The organism is Faecalicatena contorta (assembly GCF_021531895.1).
Taxonomy (GTDB): domain Bacteria; phylum Bacillota; class Clostridia; order Lachnospirales; family Lachnospiraceae; genus JAFBIX01.
This window is the reverse complement of the sequence record NZ_JAFBIX010000036.1, coordinates 1-19,953: the sequence shown is the minus strand read 5'-3', so window position 1 is coordinate 19,953 and position 19,953 is coordinate 1. Positions and strand designations below refer to the sequence as shown.

Genomic DNA, 19,953 nt, shown 5'->3' with positions numbered 1-19,953 from the left:
CGGTCACGAAATTGCAGTTCTTTTTTCTGTTATGGATTCTCAGCGAAGGATACCAGATACAGACCAACCGATCCAACTCCCTTGCGCCGTGCACTCCTCAATCACAAAATTTACTCATCTAAATTCCTATCTATAGATGATATCTTCTCTTCCTGGTCCATTAGAAACCATTGTAATCGGATATCCTATCTGTTCTTCTACAAATTCGATATACTTACGGCAGTTTTCTGGCAGATCTTCATATTTCTTAATTCCACGGATATCGCATTTCCATCCTGGAAGTGTCTTTAAGACTGGTTTTGCCTTTTCCAATAAGTGTGTCGTTGGGAATTCTGTAGTCACTTCTCCGTTAATCTCATAACCAACACATACTGGAATCTCATCCAGATATCCCAAAACATCCAATACGGTAAACGCCACATCTGTTGTTCCTTGCATTCTGCATCCATACTTAGATGCCACACAGTCAAACCATCCCATTCTTCTTGGACGCCCAGTTGTTGCACCGAACTCTCCCCCATCACCGCCACGACGTCTCAGTTCATCTGCTTCTTCTCCAAAAATCTCACTTACAAAGGCACCTGCTCCTACAGCGCTTGAATATGCTTTACATACTGTAATTACCTTTTTAATCTCATATGGAGGAATTCCAGCGCCGATTGCACCATATGCCGCCAATGTAGAAGAAGATGTAACCATTGGATAGATTCCATGATCTGGATCTTTCAGGGATCCGAGCTGTCCTTCTAAAAGAATCTCTTTTCCTTCTTTTAACGCATTGTGAAGATAGAGAGAAGTATCACATACATATGGCTCTACCATCTTCTTGTATTCTTGTAATTCATTATAAAGATCGTCAGGATTGATTGTTGGTTTGTGGTACAGGTGCTTTAAGAGAACATTCTTCTGCTCTGCAACTCTTTTAACTTTCTCTTTCAACAACTCGTCATCAAAAAGTTCACTTACCTGGAAACCAATCTTTGCATATTTATCAGAATAAAATGGGGCAATTCCCGATTTGGTTGAACCGAAGGATTTTCCTCCCAATCTTTCCTCTTCATATGCATCAAAATTCTTATGATATGACATCACCATCTGGGCACGGTCAGACACAAGAATCTTCGGCATCGGAACATTTCTGTCAACAATAGACTGGATCTCTTTAAAAAGGACCGGAACATCTAATGCCACACCATTTCCTATAATACTGGTAGTATGACCATAGAATACGCCTGATGGCAAAGTATGCAATGCAAATTTTCCATAATCATTAATAATGGTATGTCCTGCATTAGCACCTCCCTGAAATCTTACGATAATATCTGCCTTCTCAGCAAGCATATCCGTAATCTTACCCTTTCCTTCATCTCCCCAGTTAGCACCAACTACTGCTTTAACCATATCAATTCCTCCTGCGTTATTAACATAACTTATCATTCTTATCAAGTATTCCTAATGGAACCACTTATGAATTATACTATATTTTCCCGCTTCTGTAAAATGCATTTTCAACGATTCTTCAATATTTTTCTTCACTTTTTACATCAGGGGCGCGACAAGACGAAGAACCTGCCCTGTAATTTTTGAAAATGTACTTCGATTCTTTACTTCTATCAATGTCACCTTATGACATTTTGTCAGGGTATGCTGGAAATCACGTTCGATTTTATCTATTTCTGAATTATTATAAATAAACGCACCACATTCAAAATGTAAATATAAACTCCGATAATCCAGGTTAATAGTTCCTACCGTTGCAGTGTCATCATCTGAGACGAACACTTTGGCATGAACAAACCCAGGAGTATACTCATAGATCTGCACGCCTCCTTCAATCAATTCTTTATAAAATGTCTGTGCAACCACAAATGCATACCATTTGTCTGGAATGTGAGGCATAATGATAATCACTTCTATTCCACTCTTTGCCGCACGCAAAAGTGTCGTTATCATCTCATTATCCAGGATCAGATAAGGGGTCATGATATGAACATATTTTTTTGCATGATTCAGAATATGAAAATATACCTCTTCTCCTACATTTTCATTGTCAAACGGACTGTCGGCATAAGGAATTACATATCCCATCTCACGATGAAGTCCCTTTCGCTTTGGCGTCAGATATTTTTCATATTCGTCTTTCCGACGTTCGTCCACATTCCACATCTGTAAAAATATCATGGTCAGGCTCTGTACGGCATCTCCTCTTAACATAATTGCAGTATCCTTCCAATGCCCAAACCTTACTTTTTTATTGATATATTCATCTCCAAGATTAATTCCACCAGTAAATCCTATCTTCCCATCAATCACACAGATTTTTCGATGATCCCTGTTGTTCTGTGTCGTTGATAAAAAAGGCTTTACTGCATTCACCATCTTACATTTGATTCCATATTTTTTTAAATAAGTCGGATAGTTATAAGGAAGCATGGAAATTGCGCACATGCCATCATACATGAACCGTACTTCAACACCCTCTTTCACTTTTTCCTTCAGAATATCCAGGATGGTTCCCCACATGTAACCTTCCTCTACAATAAAATATTCCATAAAGATATATTTTTTTGCTTTTTTTAATTCTGCAGTCAGATACTTGAACTTATACTCTCCAAGTGGAAAATACTTCACCTCTGTATTACGATAGGTAGGAAAGCCCAGCTGATTAGACAGATAATAAGACAACTGTGCATTAGCCGATTTGCTTGCCCAGATAGCCCCTAATGTATCCTGATCCTGCTGCATATATGGATCTGTCTCAATCTTCAATACCGCTAAACGATCCTGGAGAAATCTCGTTCCCACCTGCATTTGTACATAAATATAAAATACCGTTCCTATCAGAGGAAAAGTCAGCACACACAGTATCCACGTCATTTTAAAAGCCGGATTCCCTTTGGAATTAATAATGTACACTATAACAATGACTTCCAGAACCAGAATAATTCCATAGACATATGGCGCATACGCTTCTACCCGAAAAATAAATTCTACAAAAAACAGAATCTGCAATAAAAGTAAAAGCAGTATGATTCCTGTTCTGCTGAATATAATACGGAACAAACCTTTCTTTGCTGTACCTGCTGTCTGATTTTTACTCATAATTCTTGCTTTCTCCTTCTGCTGTCATTCGCATATGTTACAGTGTAACACACATTTATGAAATTTGTATTACAATATTATTTATATTTTATATTAATTTTAGAGGAAAATTGCCAAAAACTGTGGTATGATATATTCAATAACAGATTTGAAAGGAGTTATAACAATCATGAAGAATTGGGGCAAAAAACTATTAGGTCTGGCTGCTGTCAGCAGTGCCGCTGCAGGCCTTATATATTATTTAAAGAAAAAAGATATCAACGAGGATGATGAATTTGCCGATGATTTTGAAGATGAAGATTTTGATCTTGACAGTGATTTAAAACCGGTGACAGACCGTGAATATGTTTCTTTAAATCAATCTGATAAATCAGTCAAAGAAGAGACTGTTGAGACAGTCCCTGAAGATGAAGCTCCTGCTGAAGAAAAAGCTGAAGGTACTGATACGGAAGAATCAACGGAAGAAGCATAGATTGTAAAAAGAATACAATTAAAGTGCGTAAGTTACTGATAACAAGACTTACGCACTTTATTTTTATTTTAAGATACGATATACTAAACAAAAAGAAATCCAATACTAAGTTTAGGGGAATATTATGTTTAAAAACTATAAAATAAATTTATTAAAAATAATCATTCTGATGGTAGGACTGACGATTGCCCATCTGGGGGTCACTTTGTTCCTCCTTACAAATCTCGGTTCTGACCCCTATAATGTGCTGGTGCAGGGAGTCTATCGTACATTGTCTAATCTGACAGGATGGGAATTTTTAACTCACGGACGTGTCCATATCGCTCTTTGCTTCCTGATTATTCTGATTCTTCTGGCAACAGACAAAACCTATATTAAAATAGGCACCGTTCTTTGTATGATTTTTGGAGGACCTATTATAGATATATTTACACTCATCCTAAAACCAGTGGTAACGGAAAGCAGTCCCCTCGCATATAAGCTTATTATTCTCGCACTGGGATGTGTGATATTGGCTTATGGTATGACTATTGTAATCAAATCCGACGCAGGAACTGGTCCTAACGACCTGGTTGCCGTTGTAATCAGTGATAAGACAAAACAAAGTTTCGGAATCGTACGTGTCATAACAGATATTTCTTTTGTCCTTGCAGGATTCCTATTGGGAGGTTCAGTTGGACTCGGAACTGTGATCTGTGCTGCCTGTGTAGGACCTGTAGCTAATATTTTCCTTCCAATTAATGAAAAACTTATTCAAAAGGTATATATACTATTTTTTCCAACAGCAATTTAATATCTGAACTGCCTCTCGAATCTGTTCCTCCGAAAGGTTCGCGTATCCTAACAATATGGTGGCATTTCCTTCATATTTTTCCTGAATACAATAATCCGAAAGCCCATAGACACGAATATCTTCCGCTTCTGCCCGTTGAATCAATTCTTCTTCTGACATTCCGTTATGGAAAGTCAGAAGAAGGTGAACCCCCGCATGTTCTCCTGATATCTTACAGATATCCATCATTGGACGTAATCCTTCAATTAGCACATCATGTCTGCTCTTATACAATGCTCTTGTTTTATTCAGATGCCGTTCATAATACCCTTCCTCTATAAATTTCTGCACGATCATCTGATCCACCTTAGAAACGGTAGAATTAACAAACCGGCTCTTTTGATCATACACTTCCAGCAATGGCTTCGGAAGAACCATATAACTAAGACGGATAGCCGGAGCAATGGATTTGGAAAATGTTCCAAGATAGATAACCTTATCTTCACCATCATATCCCTGAAGTGCAGGAATCGGTTTCCCTTTATAACGGAATTCACTATCGTAATCATCTTCTATGATATATCTTCCTTCTTCCTGAGAAGCCCAGCGCAGAAGTTCCAGCCGTCGTTTGAGCGGCATGATAACTCCTGTAGGATATTGATGAGATGGTGTTACATAGGCAATGTCCGCCCCGGACTTTTCTAATTCAGATACTTTCATACCATTCTTATCCATTGGTACCGGAGCCGTCTCATAAGACAGGCTTCTGACCATTCGGTATGCCTGTTTATAAGTGGGGTCTTCAAACGCAATTCGATGATGAACCCCTAATATCGTACTGAGCAGCATAAGAATATAGTCACTACCTGCTCCAATGATAATCTGATCTGGTGTGCAGTTAACTCCTCGCGCCTGATACAGATAATTGCAGATTGCATTGCGGAACCCATACTCTCCTTGTGAATCTCCCGCCCTGAATAATTCAGTTTTATCATCCATCAGAATATCTTTTGACAATTTTCTCCATGCATTATATGGGAAACTTTTCAAATCTACTCCATTGGGAGTAAAATCATATTTATACTTTTTCTTTTCTTTATATATCTTTGCAGATGTAATCTTTCCTTTCTGAAGATGATATAACTCTTCAATCTGCGCCACAAAAAATCCCCGATAAGGTTCCGACTCAATATATCCTTCTGACAACAATTGCTCATAGGCAAGTTCCACCGTACTTCTGCTTATTTCCAGATGCTTTGCCAGTGCTCTGGTAGATGGCAACTTCTCTCCATATGCAATTTTTCCATTTTGAATATCCGACTTGATATAATTGTAGATTTGCTCATACAGAGGAATCTTTGAATGCGTTTTCAGGTTCATGGTTAATTCATTCATAAGGCAACTCCATCATTACCGTTTCTTATTTTGGCAATTTAAAAGAGCTCTTTAAAGACACAATTCGGTTAAATACCAAGTCATCCGGTGTTGAGTCCTTGGAATCGATACAGAAGTATCCATTTCTTACGAACTGGAAACTATCGCAGCCCTTTGCCTCTGCAAAACTGTCTTCTACATAACAATTTTTACGGACTTCAAGTGAATTCGGATTCAAATTCAACGAACCATCTTCTTTATTGTAAACTCCCTTTTCCTCATCAATCAAATTCTCATACAGACGAACTTCTGCCTGCTTTGCATATGGCGCAGCCACCCAGTGGATCGTTCCTTTGACTTTTCTTCCAGTAAATCCAGTACCACATTTCGTCTCAGGATCATAAGTACAATGTACCACAGTTACATTACCATCTGCATCCGTCTCATAGCTTTCACATTTTACAAAATATGCGTGCATCAGACGGACTTCATTTCCGGGGAAGAGTCGGAAGTATTTCTTCGGAGGCTCGATCATAAAGTCATCGCGCTCTATATACAGTTCGCGGCAAAACGGAACTTTACGTGCTCCAAGCTCCGGGTTTTCCATATTATTATCAACATCCAGATATTCCACTTCTCCCTCTGGATAATTATCAATCACAAGTTTGATTGGATCTAACACTGCCATCATACGAGGCTTCTTCAACTTAAGATCCTCACGAATACAGTATTCCAGCATTGCATAATCAACAGAGCTCTGACTCTTGGATACCCCGCACATCTCAACAAACATTTTGATGGATTCCGGAGTAAATCCTCTTCTTCTCAATGCTGCGATAGAGACCAGTCTTGGATCATCCCAACCATCTACAATACCATCCATAACCAATTTCTTAATATATCTCTTACCGGTTACCACATTTGTCAAATATAATTTTGAAAATTCAATCTGGCGCGGCGCAGGATCAAACTCGCATTCTCTTACTACCCAGTCATACAGAGGTCTGTGATCTTCGAACTCCAGTGTACAGATAGAATGTGTAATCTTTTCCACAGCATCTTCAATCGGATGTGCAAAATCATACATCGGATAAATACACCATTTATCACCTGTATTGTGGTGAGTCATGTGTGCAACACGGTAGATGACCGGATCACGCATATTGATGTTCGGAGATGCCATATCAATCTTCGCACGGAGAACTCTCTCACCATCTTTACATTTTCCGTCTCTCATCTCTTCGAACAATCGCAGGTTTTCTTCTACGGAGCGATCACGATATGGACTATTCTTTCCTGGCTCTGTCAGTGTTCCACGATATTCGCGAATCTCTTCTGCAGTCAGATCGCAGACATATGCTTTTCCCTTCTTGATCAGCTTAATAGCACACTCATACATAACATCAAAATAATCGGAAGCAAAATACAGATGTTCCTTCCAGTCTGCGCCCAGCCACTTTACATCTTCCTTGATAGATTCTACGAATTCCATATCTTCTTTCATTGGATTTGTATCATCAAATCGAAGATGAAAAGTTCCATTGTATTTCTGTGCTAATCCATAATTCAAAAGAATGGATTTCGCATGTCCGATATGCAGATATCCATTCGGTTCAGGTGGAAATCTTGTACATACCTCTGTATAAACTCCTTCCGCCAGATCTTTATCTATTTCCTGTTCAATAAAATTTTTAGAAACTGTTTCTTCTCCCATAGGGCTCCTCCTTGTAGATACTTACGTTATGCACATTATCTTATCATAAAAAATATGGTGAAACAAGGTAGATTCCACCGTTTTCAGCAGTTTACAGACGTTTTTTCAACAATACAAGAGCATGGACAATGATCGCTGCATGATCAGCCGCCAGCGTTCCCATCTCTTTCACCTGGAATTTCTGTTCTCTTATTAACCCTGTCACTACTGTCTGTTCTACAAGCGCCGTTGTATCCAGATGACGGCTTTTGTTCCGGATCCGAAGTGTATACAGATTCTTCTCACAATCCCTTGTCCATTCTGTCTGAGTCATCTCCAGGCCTACCTCACACCATACTGCATCTGCCGCATCGTCTCCGGCTTGTACCTTTACATCTTTCTCATCAACCAAAGACATATATGCCGTAGTAATCACACGGGCACGAGGATCCCGATCATAATCTCCGTAAGTTGCAATCTGTTCCATCACAAGTCCCTTGACACCTGTCTCCTCTTCCAGTTCTCTTCTGGCTGTGTCATCCAGATCTTCCTTTATATTGATAAATCCTCCCGGCAATGCCCAATAACCAATACTTGGATGATTACTTCGCTTAACCAGCAGAAGTTTCAACCCTTCCAGACCTTTCTCTAATTTTCCCGAGTGCGCAAATATGACTGCATCTGTAGTACAGCTCGGTGTCTGATAACGATATGGATCGTATTCTTCCAAAAATTCTTCCAACGTTTTTCCATCCGCATTTTTCTCGCCCGTTCCCTGAAATTTTGACAAGTCACTTAAAAATGATGGCATCTCTATCTCCTCCTTTTACTTCTGATATATGAATCATGCTGCTTTTTTCGGCATCCATCTTCCCTTCCATGCATAGAGCAAAATCAATATCATACCAACCATCCAAGACAATGGATACACAACCATAACATAAGAAAATTGATGTGCAATTGACAAAGCCGCTGTAATCCAAATGACACGGAACACACATAGTGAAAACAGAATCACTAACATAGGTTCCAGCGTATGACCTGTCCCTCGGATAGTCCCGGACAATACATGGAGAATTGCCAAAGACCAGTAAAACGGACAGAAAAACTTCATAATATAAACTCCATATGTCACAACTTCCTGGTTGTCTGTAAAGACGCCTATTACCTGTGGTGCAAAAATCAGCAGAAGAATTCCTGTCGCTATCGTATAGATAATTCCCATCGCCAGAGAAACATACATTCCTCTCTTCACCCGATCATATTTTCCCGCTCCAATATTCTGACCAGTAAATGTTGTTGCCGCCGTGCTAAAGCTCATAACCGGAAGAATATTAAATCCGTCTATTTTAATGTAAGCCGCAAATCCAGCCATCGCAGCCGCACCAAAACTATTTACACTGGACTGAACAAGCACGTTTGAAAATGAAATCACGACATGCTGAATTCCTGTTGGAAGTCCAATCTTAATAATCTTAGATGGCATCCGCTCATAAAATCGGATTTCTCTCAGGCGCACACGATATATTTCCTGACTCCTCGTTAAAAACAAAAGAATAAAAATACAAGAAAGCAGCTGACTGATGTCGGTCGCCAAGGCCGCACCGACAATTCCCATTTTTAAGACCACGACCAGTAAAAGATCCAGAAATATATTGGATACAGCAGCAATCATTAAGTAGATCAATGACCGTCTGGAATTGCCTACTGCATTTAAGATTCCTGCTGACATATTATAGATAACAGAGAAAAAAATCCCTCCAAAGTATACTTGTAGATATGTCACTGCCTGTCCAAATACTTCTTCTGGCGTCCCCATCGCTCTTAACAAAAATGGGACCAAAAGAATCCCCACTACTGTCATGACAACACCTGCTGCAATCGCAATTGCAAGCGTTGTATGTACTGCTTTTCTGACGCCCTCTTTATCCTGCGCACCAAAAAACTGTGCAATGACTACTCCCGCCCCCGCGGACGCTCCTACACAGAATCCAATCAACAGATTAATGATACTTCCACTTGATCCTACCGCCGCAAGTGCTTCACTTCCAATATAATTCCCCACAATGATAGAGTCCACTGTATTATATAACTGCTGAAATAAATTTCCCAAGATCAGCGGTATAGAATACATCAGAAGCTTCTTCCATATAGATCCTTCTGTCATAATTGTTGTTTTCTTCATTTTCTGTTCCCTCTTTTCCACATACCAAAGAAAACCCTTGATATCAATCAAGGGTTTTCTGTAAGCTGCCTAGCGGAATCGAACCGCCGACCTCCGCCTTACCAAGGCGACGCTCTACCGACTGAGCCAAGGCAGCACGCATATCATATATGCAACATTGATACTATACAATATTAATCCTCAGTTTGTCAATAAAAATTTCAGTGATTTTCTCCCTTTTCTTTTTCCAGAATCCTTTCTGTCTTACTTTTAATCCGCTGCAGTGCATTATCAACTGTCTTAGGGCTTTTATCCAATAGTCGAGCGATCGTCCTATAATCGGTTCCCAGAAGATGTAGATATAATACTCTGTTTTCCAGGTCACTGAGCGATTCCTCCAGCTTACTTTCCAGCAATTCTGCATATTCACGATTCACCAGTAATTCTTCCGGATTGCTTTCACCGCCCGCTTCCATTGTCTCCAAAAGAGTGACCTGCTCATCCGTCTTCTCATATAAGGAAATATAGCTATTTAACGGACTATGTTTTTTTCTCTTAGACGCTTCGATTGCTGAATACATCTGGCGTGTAATACAAAGTCTTGCAAAACTGAAAAAAGATGCCTCCTGTGTCACATCATAATCCTGTACTGCTTTAAACAGCCCGATCATCCCCTCCTGGATCAGATCATCATTCTCTCCTCCCAGAAGATACATGGCATTGGCTTCTTTTCGCACCAGATTCTTATATTTCTCCATAATATAATCGATAATACTCTTATCTCCTTCTCGGAGTCTTCGGATCAACTGTTCGTCCGACATCTTCTCATAACTTGCCATATACCCACCATTATGAACCACTTTCTTTTATTGCATCCGTTGTCTCACAATCTCATAGGCCAGTACACCTGCAGCAACAGATGCATTCAGAGAATCTATATCGCCTTTCATAGGAATACTTGCCACAAAATCGCAATTTTCTTTTACCAGGCGGCTGACACCATCTCCTTCATTGCCAATGACCAATCCGACAGGTCCCTTCAGATTCAGATCATACATCATCTTGCCGCCCATATCGGCACACACGAACCAAAGACCCTTTTCTTTTAATTCTTCCATCGTCTTTGTAAGATTCGTTACTTTTGCAACCGGTGTATAATTCAAGGCTCCCGCAGAAGTCTTTGCCACTGTAGCAGTAAGCCCCACTGCCCTTCTCTTAGGAATGATTACTCCATGTGCACCTGCCAGATTGGCAGTACGAATAATCGCTCCAAGATTATGCGGATCTTCAATATTATCAAGAAGAATCAGGAAAGGATCTTCGCCCTTTTCCTCTGCCAGCTTCAACATGTCTTCTACTTCTGAATACTCATATGCTGCTGCACAGGCAATCACACCCTGGTGTTTTCCTGTTACAGATAACTGAGACAACCGTTCTTTTTCTACGAAATGAATAATTGTATCATGCTTTCTTGCCTCTCTGACAATGGTCCGCACCGGACCGTCCTGGCATCCGTCCAATACATATAACTTGTCAATTGGCTTACCAGACCGAAATGCCTCCAGAACTGCATTACGTCCTTCTATCATATTTTCATTCACTTTTTTTTCGTTATTCATATATGCTCCCTATACGCTTTCTAGACTATCTAATCCTATTTTAACCAGATCCAGCATTCTTTTCCACTCTTTTTTTAGATACAGATATCCCATCAATGCCTCAAAGCCTGTTGCCCTTCGATAATCAGTAATCGACTGATTCTTGGCAGGAGATACACTTTTTGCATTTCTCCCGCGCTTAAATACTGCATGTTCTTCTTCTGTCAGATGCTCCTGAATCGTACGCATCATCTTCGACTGGGCAGATGCCTGTACCATAGAACTGGTCTCACGATGAAGCTTTTGCACCTGCTTATTTCCCTCATTGATCACCAGTGACTTGATGATCAGATCATAAATACTGTCCCCGATATACGCCAAAGTAAGAGGTGAATATTCTTTTATATCCACCTCTTTCATCTGGAATAATTCCTGCATATAGGAGTCAAACTGCCATTCTACGCTCTTTTCCATTGCACTCCTTCACGGGTATCTTTTAAGATGATTCCCTTTGCCAATAATTCATCTCTGATTGCATCTGCTCTTGCAAAATCCTTTGCCTTACGTGCGGCCTGACGTTCTTCGATCAGTTTTTCAATCTCTTCATCCAGGATATCTTCCTTCTTATCCACGATCAGACCAAGAACATCTGTAAGTTTTACCAGAAGATCGAACAGATTCTTCAGATACTCTTTGGAACTGTCAGCATTTGCTGTCGTATTGATGTATTTAACCAGATCAAAGACTGCTGCCACTGCATCTGCTGTATTGAAGTCATCATCCATTGCCTCTTCGAACTTCTGGGTAAATTCTCCTGCCTTTGTAAATGCTTCTTTTTCCTCTTCAGTCATCACTTCTGCCTTCGCATTGCCTATTAAAAACTTCAGGTTATCTGCTGCATTGACAATACGCTCCAGACCATTTTTAGAAGCTTCCATCAGATCTGCACTAAAGTTCAATGGACTTCTGTAATGTGCACTCAACATAAAGAAACGAAGTACCTGCAGATCATACTGCTCGCTGATCTCACGGACAGTCCGGAAGTTTCCAAGGGATTTACTCATCTTACGATTATCAATATTTAAAAATGCATTGTGCATCCAATATTTTGCAAATTCCTTTCCATTGGCGGCCTCACTCTGCGCAATCTCATTTTCATGATGCGGGAAGATCAGATCCTCTCCACCTGCATGAATGTCAATCTGTTCACCAAGATATTTCTTAGACATCTCAGAGCACTCAATATGCCAACCCGGACGTCCGTCACACCATGGAGACTGCCAAGCAGGCTCGCCTTCCTTTTTCGGTTTCCAGAGTACGAAATCCAATGGATCTTCCTTCTCATCTTCTCCAGTAACCAGAAGAGAACGTTCGCCGGAGCGGAGATCGTCCAGATTCTTGTGAGAAAGCTTTCCATAATCTTTGAACTTTCTGGTGCGGTAATATACAGTACCATTTTTCTCATAAGCATATCCTTTATCGATCAGTGTCTGGATCATATCTACCATACCACAGATTTCTTCTGTTGCCAGTGGATTCTTGGTCGCCGGCTTGATATTCATACCTTCCATATCTTTCTTGCACTCTGCAATGTAACGTTTGGAAATCTCATCTGAAGAAACCCCTTCTTCAATAGCTTTCTTAATGATCTTATCATCTACATCGGTAAAGTTAGATACATAGTTCACATCGTATCCTTTGTATTCAAAATAACGTCTGACCGTGTCAAATACGATCATCGGTCTTGCATTTCCGATATGGATAAAATTGTATACGGTAGGACCGCACACATACATCTTGACCTTTCCCTCTTCCAAAGGTACAAATTCTTCTTTTGTTCTTGATAATGTATTAAAAATCTTCATATTACGCTTTCTCCTCTTCTATAATCTCTATGTTCTCATCTCTCATACATTTCATACGTTTTTCCATCTCCTGAATCTGCTTATGCATTCTGAGATTGTCTGCCTGCAGTTCCCGGATATCATTACTGATCGGGTCTGGAAGATGTACCTGATCCATATCCAGTCTCGGGATTCTCTCATCCCCCATCTTGACCACTCTTCCCGGGACTCCGACAACCGTACAGTTCGGCGGCACTTCTTTTAACACAACGCTTCCTGCCCCGATCTTGGAATTCTCTCCAATGGTAAATGAACCAAGTACTTTGGCGCCGGCGCTTACCATAACATTATCCTTAAGCGTAGGATGACGCTTGCCTTGCTCCTTACCAGTACCGCCCAGAGTCACCCCCTGGTACAATGTAATGTTATCTCCAAGCTCTGCAGTCTCTCCAATGATCACCCCGCTTCCATGGTCAATAAACAGACCTTTTCCAATAGTCGCGCCCGGATGAATCTCAATTCCCGTCTTTCTGGCAGCCCTCTGGGATACCCATCTAGCCAGAAAATAATGCTTCTTCAGATACAGCTTATGTGCCACACGATAATGCAGGATTGCCTTAAAACTGGAATATAAGAACACCTCCATATTTGACTTGATTGCCGGGTCACGCTCCCGGATCACTTGAATCTCTTCTTTGACATACGATATCATACCCATAAAAATCTCTCCTTTTTCGCAGAGTTCACCACTAATAAAATAAAATGAGCTTATCTGGAAGATACTTCTCTAAAATGTACTTCTCTAATACATACTTTTCTAATACGTACTTCTCTAAAATATATTTTTCAGAATAATAACTCTATTAAAATAAAAAACTTCGTCTCTTATCAAATCTAAGAGACGAAGCAACTCCGCGGTTCCACTCTTCTAGAGGATAATTTCCACTTACAGAATCTGTCACCAAAAGACATCCTTCGATTGCGTAAAACCAAAGCACACCTTAACAGATCATGGAATCTTCCTCCACCTTGATACACGTAACGTGTGTAATTCCGTATCCGGCTACTTCCATTCATCAGCCACTCCCATGACCCAACCTTTCACCGAATCAACTCCCGGAGGCACTTCACAGCCGCTTCCCTCGAAACTGCTTTCAGCCGGTGACAGTTTCTCTCTGATAGTTCCACAATCTGCTACTCTTTCCGTTCATCGTTTTTCTCGTATAGGATATATAATATGTGAAAACGCAAAAAATGTCAATCGGGTACAGGACATTTTTCATTTTGGGACACCACATTTTTCAATTTGGGACGTAGTACTTTTGCAAAGTACTACGTCCCCAATTGAACTTCTACCTTGAACAGATCTGCCTCTGTTTCTATTTTCAACTTTCCTTTCTGCAGTTCTGTAAAGCTTTTTGCTATCGCCAGTCCAAGCCCTGAACCTTCGGTATTTCTTGCGGTATCGCCTCGAACGAAGCGTTCGGTAAGTTCTTCGGGATTGAAGTTTAGTTCTGTTGCGGAGACATTTTTCATCCGAATCCGTACTTTTTCTTTTTCTTTTGTGATTTCAACGTATACTCTAGTATACGGCATTGCGTATTTTACGATGTTGACCAGGAGGTTTTCGAAGATTCGATAGGTCTTCTGGCTGTCGAGTGGGAGAATTACTTTTTCTTCTGGGTAAGTGCAGCGGAATTCCAGGTTTGCTGCCTTAATCTTATCTTCCAGCTCGAATTTGACTTGTTTGAACAGATTGACTACATCTACATCTATAATATTGAGTGTAACGTTTTTGCTGCTTGCCTTGCTGATTTCAAACAAATCTTCTATGAGTACCTTGAGCCGCAGGGATTTGCGTTCGAGAACATCAATGTATTCTTTTTTCTTCTCTTCATCTTTTTCATTTTTCAAAAGATCAACATATGTAATGATTGCTGTCAGTGGAGTCTTCAGATCATGGGATACGTTGGTGATAAGTTCTGTCTTCATGCGCTGGCTTTTGACTTCTTCATCCACTGCCTTTTTAAATCCATTTTGAATCTTTTCAATTTCTGGTTTAAATGGCTGAAACACGCCCAGGTCTTCGGTGATTACGACATCCAGGTTCCCTTTAGCGATTTCACCGGTTGCTTTTAAAAGTACCGCGTATTTTTCCTGCAGATCACTATAGTATTTGCGAAGAATCAAGAATAAGACCACAGAATATACAACCAGTGCCATAATACCAAAGAACCAGAGGGAACATGTGATGGCAAGTATAAGAAAATTCACCCCAACAATTTTCAGGATTGTTTTATTACTTTTTTCACGGAAGTCAATATCTGTCAATGAGTGGTAGCATTTCTGAAGTCCGTTTTTTCCTTTGGTCATAAGGAGCTGCCATATCTGTCTGATATATTTCCATGAAGAACCTGTGAGTGTCTCTTCTTTCAGGTAACGTCGGATTCCCATTGTGTAAATATGGCGCACGCAGGACGCCGTCCAATAGACAATGGCAAACACCAGAATCCAGACTGTAAAATCAAAGAAATCTGCAATTCCATTATTTCTCTGAAAGAGCCATCCACAATGGTTAAATATGACCGCAAGCATTATCCAGAAGATGATCACCACAGCTTCCAGCGGTGCATGAAAGATTTTTTCTTCTCCTGTTTTCAACGATGGAAATACCGGATAGAGCATCGCCAGTGCAGCTACTATGATCATCAGGATCACAATAAAATTATTTGCACTCTCTGGAGCATGGGTTCCCACATAAAAGTAGTGTTCAAAATATGTCTGGAGATTCTCTTCTGTCATTGCAAATATATAAGTGCGATCCTTTGGAGTCTGAAACATGCCCTGTGTGTCTGTCTCATAATAATCATCATCCCATTCCGGATTATCTTCTTGAAATCGATTCAGCACTTCCCTCAACTCGGTAATCTGTTCAGCCTGATAATCACTTTTTTCGATCTTGACGCTTGGCATACCATTTTCATCATATGTGATGACCATTCCCAGTGCAAATGCATCCATATTCTTCTCTGATAGAGATTGTTTGGACTCCACTTTACTCTTTGCCACAACTTTTCCATCTTCATCTTTGACCTGATAATCCAGATAAGGATAGAAAGAATCAAATTCTTCTTTTACGTCCGACATGTACTCTTCCAGAAATTCATTAAATCCATCAGAATCTGCTTCTTCTCTTGTACTTTCCGTATTGTACAAAATATACGACGCCTCAATAAACTGCTCCAGGAAATCTTCTGAAGTAAGCTCTTCTCGTCTGTCCTGCTCAATGGCTTTATTTTCTTCCTGATACCATTGATGATATTGTGTCATTACTGATAGCGATGCTGTCATAATAGTCAGCAGTATCAATACGACTGCCAATTTATGCCTGTTTTTCAATTTTGTATCCAACACCCCACACCACCTTCAAATATTTTGGTTCCTTTGGATTGATTTCTATTTTTTCACGAATATTCCTCACATGGACCATAATGGTATCTGTATTTACTGCCCGTTCATTCCACACGCGTTCATAGATCTCTTCTGCGGAAAAGATTCTGCCCGGGTTCTTCATCAAAAGTAACAAGATCTTATATTCTGTCGGGGTTAATTTTACAGGTTCACCATCTACAGAAGCTTCCATCGTATCTTCATTAAGCTCTAGTCCTCCGATTATATAGATATTCTCCATCTTCTCTTTCTGATCCAGTTTTTCCATAAATCTACGGTAACGCCGAAGCTGTGAATTAACTCTTGCCAGTAATTCCATTGGCGTAAATGGTTTTGTTATGTAATCATCCGCCCCCATATTAAGCCCCATGATCTTATCCACTTCTTCTGATTTTGCTGATAAAAATATCACAGGAAAATCATATTTTTCCCTTAACTTTATAGTCATCTGAATTCCGTCCATTCGCGGCATCATCACATCCACGATTGCCAGATGAATCTCTTGGGATTCAATCACTTTCAGACCCTCCAATCCATCTGCTGCCTGATACACCTCATATCCCTGACTTTTTAAATATATTTCCACACCTTCACGGATTTCTTTGTCATCTTCTACGATTAACACATGATTCATTTTCATTCCGATGATTCCTTTCCTTCCTTCTACATATGAAGAAGAATATTCTCAGGAGGATGTTTCCCCGCCAATCATTATACTACACTCCCGTTCACAAGGATATACCCGGATTCTCGGAGGACAATGGCAGGATACGATTCCATAATTATCGAACCGCACTGTAATCCTGGAAAATGGCAATGGAATGTGATAATGATCCCATCGTCTGTTCAGAGAAATTTTATGTGAATAGGAAATCGTGACTCCAGTCAACTCCGTCTGACTCTTCTCAGACAAAAAATAGGTCAGTTTCTTCGGGATATGTCTAGGCCCTAATGGACCGTCCATGGCAATTGCCACACTTCTTTTTGCTTCTTTCAAGGCTTTCAACAGATCTTTCAAGGTACCGGCATTGCAGAAACCATATCCTACTCTGACCGCTTCTCCTCCACAACGCTCCAGAAGATTCTGAATATATTCTCCACGTTCATCTGCAGTTACCAGAACAGATACGTCTGCACATTCTTTTGTGACTGCCTGGAGTACCAGATTCATAGCAAAGCTGTCCTCATGCCAGAATCCCACGATATTATGTCCAGAAAACATCTCTGGCTGCTGCCATTCTATGCATACTGTTTTTTCAAGAAGCTTTAAATAAATGTAAAACAGACGACATAACATCTTTCTTTTCATAAGCTTCATGTCCATATTCTTCCGCCCTCCTTCTCTCTTCTAAAATCATACGATAATCTTCTTCTGCCTCTGCCGCGATATAAGCCATCTGATAATTCTGTGCCATCCCAAGCGCATTTGCACCAAATCTGCATCTCTTCTCGTGATCCATCATCAGTTCTTCCGCCTTTGCAGCAAATATATCTTCCGACTCCGCTGTAAGATAACCATTCTTTGCATCTTTTACAATATCATTGACTCCACAGGCTGACACAGCAGCCACTGGCAGCCCTGCAGCCATCGCTTCCGCAAGTACAATTCCCTGGGTCTCTGACTGGGAAGCAAACAAAAACACATCACTTGCAAACAGATAATTTTTCACTTTCTGATTCGGTACTTCTCCGACAAATCTCACCACCCCTTCGATACCGAGCTCTTTTGCATATAGTTCCAGTGCCGATCGTTCTGCTCCATCACCAATTACCATTACGCTGAATCCATCCCCCACACGTCGCCGAAGACATTGAATACTTCGCAGAAGAAAATAAAGATTCTTTTCCTTCTCCAATCTTGACACCGTACAGAACAAACAGCGTTTATCCCCCAGATATGTTCTTTTGATTTCATCGGATACTTTCTCATCTTTCACATAAGAACCGTCATCCAGACCCGTCGGAAGAATCCGGACAGGTGTAGAAATTTCTTGTCGTAAGATAGAATCTCTCATACCGGCAGAAGGCGCCAGCACAAGGTCACATTTGTTCATAAATGATGCCATATACCTGGGAAGCCATTTTCTGCTTTGCTCCAGACATTTTTCCACAGCTGTCCACTCTCGCTTTCCTGAAAACACATTGATGTAATGCAGATATTCCTCATATCTCGTATGATATGTATAGATCAGAGGCAATTGATATCTGCGGCTTAGAGCCACTGCCACATTTCCGATCAACATTGGATGATGCACATGAATCAGATCAAATTTTCTTTTTGCAAATGCTTCCCTTATTCTTGGATCCGTTACATCAGGGATAACCATTCCATTTTCAAATTTTCTTCGGCAAGACCGGTAACGCACTACATCTTCTTGTTCTTCTACTCTCTGGTCTCCTGTCTCTTCATTCTCCAGTTCTCGGTACTCTGGTGCAAATACACAGACTTCATGTCCCCTTTCACGCAACCCGCATGTCAATCGTTCCACGGACACAGGAACACCTCCCACAAAGGGTTTATAATTGTTTGTCATCATTGCAATCTTCATATCCTTCTCCCCTTCTTATCATCTCAGAATCTGCCACACAGCATCTCCCAGAAAGTATCCTGCTCCGACAAATACCAGGTTCCACACAAACACACCCAATAAGGAACTCAATGTATAACTTCCGAATCCCATCGAAATCATACCTGCCGGGATGGAAATCAACGTCCTGATCATGGGCACCAGTTTTCCAAGGAACACACCTGTCGTCCCCCGTTTTCGCAGCATTTCCATATTCTGTTCGATCAATTCCCTATGCTGTGGAAAATGCCGGAGATAAAACCGCAGGAAGATCTCTCCGCCCAGTCTTCCAAGAAAATACAGTATCCAACTCCCAAGAAGTCCTGCAGCCACTGATATCACCATAACCGCAGGGAAGCTGATATCACCACGCGCTGCCCAGATTCCTGCCAGCGGCATGATCACCCCTGCGGGAAATCCCGGAAGATTCATATATTCCAGCAGAACAATCAAAAACACAAATACAGCCCCATATTGCGCAAAATATTGAGTAAGCATCTGGATTGTCATAAACAAGACCTCCCTTCGTTCTGATACTATAAGCATAATAGGGAAATCTTAAGAACGAAGAATGAAAATTCTAAAGATATTCTAAAGATGGGAATTTAGATTAGTTAGTTGGTAATTGGAAGGTGTACGGCGCAAGGGAGTTGGATAGGCTGGTCTGTATCCGGTATCCTTCGCCAAGAATCCATAACAGAAAAAAGAGTTGCAATTTCGTGACCGGACTGATTCACCGAGAAATTTAGATAATTTCTCGATTCAGCAGTCCTTTCGAACTTGGCTGGATGCCAAATTCTCACACGGAATTGCAACTCTTTTTTCTGTAACGGATTCTAACGCTTGACTAGACGGATACAGACCAGCCTATCCAACTCCCTTGCGCCTGACATTCCCAATTACTGAACGAACTCATC

General features: G+C 40.7%; 18 protein-coding genes and 1 tRNA gene. 2 read left to right on the top strand and 17 right to left on the bottom strand.

The features are described 5' to 3' along the window. Positions 1 to 126: 126 nt before the first annotated feature. Together JQM81_RS12325 and cls are read right to left on the bottom strand one after the other, a co-directional pair. On the bottom strand, positions 127 to 1,401 hold the full coding sequence (locus JQM81_RS12325) for an adenylosuccinate synthase (RefSeq protein WP_235234024.1): 1,275 nt from the start codon (positions 1,399 to 1,401) through the stop codon (positions 127 to 129). A 138-nt stretch (positions 1,402 to 1,539) separates the two neighbouring features. Further along, positions 1,540 to 3,102: a cardiolipin synthase gene (cls, locus tag JQM81_RS12320; protein ID WP_235234023.1), complete on the bottom strand. Its 1,563-nt coding sequence runs from the start codon at positions 3,100 to 3,102 to the stop codon at positions 1,540 to 1,542. Between the two features lie 169 nt (positions 3,103 to 3,271). Between cls and JQM81_RS12315 the strand changes: the two genes are divergently transcribed. Both JQM81_RS12315 and JQM81_RS12310 read left to right on the top strand, forming a co-directional pair. Then, complete coding sequence (locus tag JQM81_RS12315; protein WP_235234022.1) at positions 3,272 to 3,574, top strand: hypothetical protein; 303 nt, start codon at positions 3,272 to 3,274, stop codon at positions 3,572 to 3,574. Between the two features lie 124 nt (positions 3,575 to 3,698). After that, positions 3,699 to 4,367 carry a YczE/YyaS/YitT family protein gene (locus JQM81_RS12310; RefSeq protein WP_235234020.1) on the top strand — a complete coding sequence of 223 codons (669 nt, stop codon included), beginning with the start codon at positions 3,699 to 3,701 and terminating at the stop codon, positions 4,365 to 4,367. Here the strand turns inward: JQM81_RS12310 and JQM81_RS12305 are convergent. The 15 genes from JQM81_RS12305 to JQM81_RS12235 form a co-directional block, all read right to left on the bottom strand. Beyond that, complete coding sequence (locus JQM81_RS12305; protein ID WP_235234019.1) at positions 4,344 to 5,741, bottom strand: PLP-dependent aminotransferase family protein; 1,398 nt, start codon at positions 5,739 to 5,741, stop codon at positions 4,344 to 4,346. The genes JQM81_RS12310 and JQM81_RS12305 overlap by 24 nt on opposite strands. Before the next feature lie 25 nt (positions 5,742 to 5,766). Beyond that, the gene (locus JQM81_RS12300; RefSeq protein ID WP_235234018.1) at positions 5,767 to 7,434 is read right to left on the bottom strand and encodes a glutamine--tRNA ligase/YqeY domain fusion protein; all 1,668 of its coding nucleotides are present in this window, start codon (positions 7,432 to 7,434) and stop codon (positions 5,767 to 5,769) included. Positions 7,435 to 7,525: 91 nt separating this feature from the next. Next, positions 7,526 to 8,224 (bottom strand): NUDIX domain-containing protein, encoded by a 699-nt coding sequence (locus tag JQM81_RS12295; RefSeq protein WP_235234017.1) that lies wholly within the window; start codon positions 8,222 to 8,224, stop codon positions 7,526 to 7,528. A gap of 33 nt (positions 8,225 to 8,257) precedes the next feature. Beyond that, positions 8,258 to 9,598, bottom strand: a complete 1,341-nt coding sequence (locus JQM81_RS12290) for an MATE family efflux transporter (protein ID WP_235234016.1) — start codon at positions 9,596 to 9,598, stop codon at positions 8,258 to 8,260. Positions 9,599 to 9,661: 63 nt separating this feature from the next. After that, positions 9,662 to 9,734: transfer RNA gene (locus JQM81_RS12285), tRNA-Thr, on the bottom strand. 64 nt (positions 9,735 to 9,798) lie between these two features. Continuing rightward, complete coding sequence (gene sigH / locus JQM81_RS12280) at positions 9,799 to 10,416, bottom strand: RNA polymerase sporulation sigma factor SigH (protein ID WP_235234015.1); 618 nt, start codon at positions 10,414 to 10,416, stop codon at positions 9,799 to 9,801. A gap of 27 nt (positions 10,417 to 10,443) precedes the next feature. Continuing rightward, a complete protein-coding gene (rlmB, locus tag JQM81_RS12275) occupies positions 10,444 to 11,196 on the bottom strand; it encodes a 23S rRNA (guanosine(2251)-2'-O)-methyltransferase RlmB (RefSeq protein WP_235234014.1) in 753 nt (250 codons plus the stop codon). A 9-nt stretch (positions 11,197 to 11,205) separates the two neighbouring features. Then, a complete protein-coding gene (locus JQM81_RS12270; protein WP_235234012.1) occupies positions 11,206 to 11,649 on the bottom strand; it encodes a Mini-ribonuclease 3 in 444 nt (147 codons plus the stop codon). Beyond that, a complete protein-coding gene (cysS, locus tag JQM81_RS12265; protein WP_235234011.1) occupies positions 11,634 to 13,040 on the bottom strand; it encodes a cysteine--tRNA ligase in 1,407 nt (468 codons plus the stop codon). Before cysS ends, JQM81_RS12270 begins: the two co-directional genes overlap by 16 nt. A gap of 1 nt (position 13,041) precedes the next feature. Further along, positions 13,042 to 13,737 (bottom strand): serine O-acetyltransferase EpsC, encoded by a 696-nt coding sequence (gene epsC / locus JQM81_RS12260; RefSeq protein WP_235234010.1) that lies wholly within the window; start codon positions 13,735 to 13,737, stop codon positions 13,042 to 13,044. Positions 13,738 to 14,351: 614 nt separating this feature from the next. After that, positions 14,352 to 16,430, bottom strand: a complete 2,079-nt coding sequence (locus JQM81_RS12255; protein WP_235234025.1) for a sensor histidine kinase — start codon at positions 16,428 to 16,430, stop codon at positions 14,352 to 14,354. Further along, a complete protein-coding gene (locus tag JQM81_RS12250) occupies positions 16,402 to 17,109 on the bottom strand; it encodes a response regulator transcription factor (RefSeq protein WP_235234009.1) in 708 nt (235 codons plus the stop codon). Before JQM81_RS12250 ends, JQM81_RS12255 begins: the two co-directional genes overlap by 29 nt. 45 nt (positions 17,110 to 17,154) lie before the next feature. Next, on the bottom strand, positions 17,155 to 17,793 hold the full coding sequence (locus tag JQM81_RS12245) for a DUF374 domain-containing protein (protein ID WP_235234008.1): 639 nt from the start codon (positions 17,791 to 17,793) through the stop codon (positions 17,155 to 17,157). Continuing rightward, positions 17,726 to 19,018, bottom strand: coding sequence for a glycosyltransferase (locus JQM81_RS12240; protein WP_235234007.1), 1,293 nt, complete (start codon positions 19,016 to 19,018; stop codon positions 17,726 to 17,728). Before JQM81_RS12240 ends, JQM81_RS12245 begins: the two co-directional genes overlap by 68 nt. An 18-nt stretch (positions 19,019 to 19,036) precedes the next feature. Further along, positions 19,037 to 19,546 carry a DedA family protein gene (locus JQM81_RS12235; protein ID WP_235234006.1) on the bottom strand — a complete coding sequence of 170 codons (510 nt, stop codon included), beginning with the start codon at positions 19,544 to 19,546 and terminating at the stop codon, positions 19,037 to 19,039. Between the last annotated feature and the right edge of the window lie 407 nt (positions 19,547 to 19,953).

Excerpts from the sequence above, each read along its gene's own strand:
- JQM81_RS12325 (WP_235234024.1), bottom strand. The coding sequence starts at position 1,401 with ATGGTTAAAGCAGTAGTTGGTGCTAACTGGGGAGATGAAGGAAAGGGT.
- cls (WP_235234023.1), bottom strand. The coding sequence starts at position 3,102 with ATGAGTAAAAATCAGACAGCAGGTACAGCAAAGAAAGGTTTGTTCCGT.
- JQM81_RS12315 (WP_235234022.1), top strand. The coding sequence starts at position 3,272 with ATGAAGAATTGGGGCAAAAAACTATTAGGTCTGGCTGCTGTCAGCAGT.
- JQM81_RS12310 (WP_235234020.1), top strand. The coding sequence starts at position 3,699 with ATGTTTAAAAACTATAAAATAAATTTATTAAAAATAATCATTCTGATG.
- JQM81_RS12305 (WP_235234019.1), bottom strand. The coding sequence starts at position 5,741 with ATGAATGAATTAACCATGAACCTGAAAACGCATTCAAAGATTCCTCTG.
- JQM81_RS12300 (WP_235234018.1), bottom strand. The coding sequence starts at position 7,434 with ATGGGAGAAGAAACAGTTTCTAAAAATTTTATTGAACAGGAAATAGAT.
- JQM81_RS12295 (WP_235234017.1), bottom strand. The coding sequence starts at position 8,224 with ATGCCATCATTTTTAAGTGACTTGTCAAAATTTCAGGGAACGGGCGAG.
- JQM81_RS12290 (WP_235234016.1), bottom strand. The coding sequence starts at position 9,598 with ATGAAGAAAACAACAATTATGACAGAAGGATCTATATGGAAGAAGCTT.
- sigH (WP_235234015.1), bottom strand. The coding sequence starts at position 10,416 with ATGGCAAGTTATGAGAAGATGTCGGACGAACAGTTGATCCGAAGACTC.
- rlmB (WP_235234014.1), bottom strand. The coding sequence starts at position 11,196 with ATGAATAACGAAAAAAAAGTGAATGAAAATATGATAGAAGGACGTAAT.
- JQM81_RS12270 (WP_235234012.1), bottom strand. The coding sequence starts at position 11,649 with ATGGAAAAGAGCGTAGAATGGCAGTTTGACTCCTATATGCAGGAATTA.
- cysS (WP_235234011.1), bottom strand. The coding sequence starts at position 13,040 with ATGAAGATTTTTAATACATTATCAAGAACAAAAGAAGAATTTGTACCT.
- epsC (WP_235234010.1), bottom strand. The coding sequence starts at position 13,737 with ATGGGTATGATATCGTATGTCAAAGAAGAGATTCAAGTGATCCGGGAG.
- JQM81_RS12250 (WP_235234009.1), bottom strand. The coding sequence starts at position 17,109 with ATGAAAATGAATCATGTGTTAATCGTAGAAGATGACAAAGAAATCCGT.
- JQM81_RS12245 (WP_235234008.1), bottom strand. The coding sequence starts at position 17,793 with ATGGACATGAAGCTTATGAAAAGAAAGATGTTATGTCGTCTGTTTTAC.
- JQM81_RS12240 (WP_235234007.1), bottom strand. The coding sequence starts at position 19,018 with ATGAAGATTGCAATGATGACAAACAATTATAAACCCTTTGTGGGAGGT.
- JQM81_RS12235 (WP_235234006.1), bottom strand. The coding sequence starts at position 19,546 with ATGACAATCCAGATGCTTACTCAATATTTTGCGCAATATGGGGCTGTA.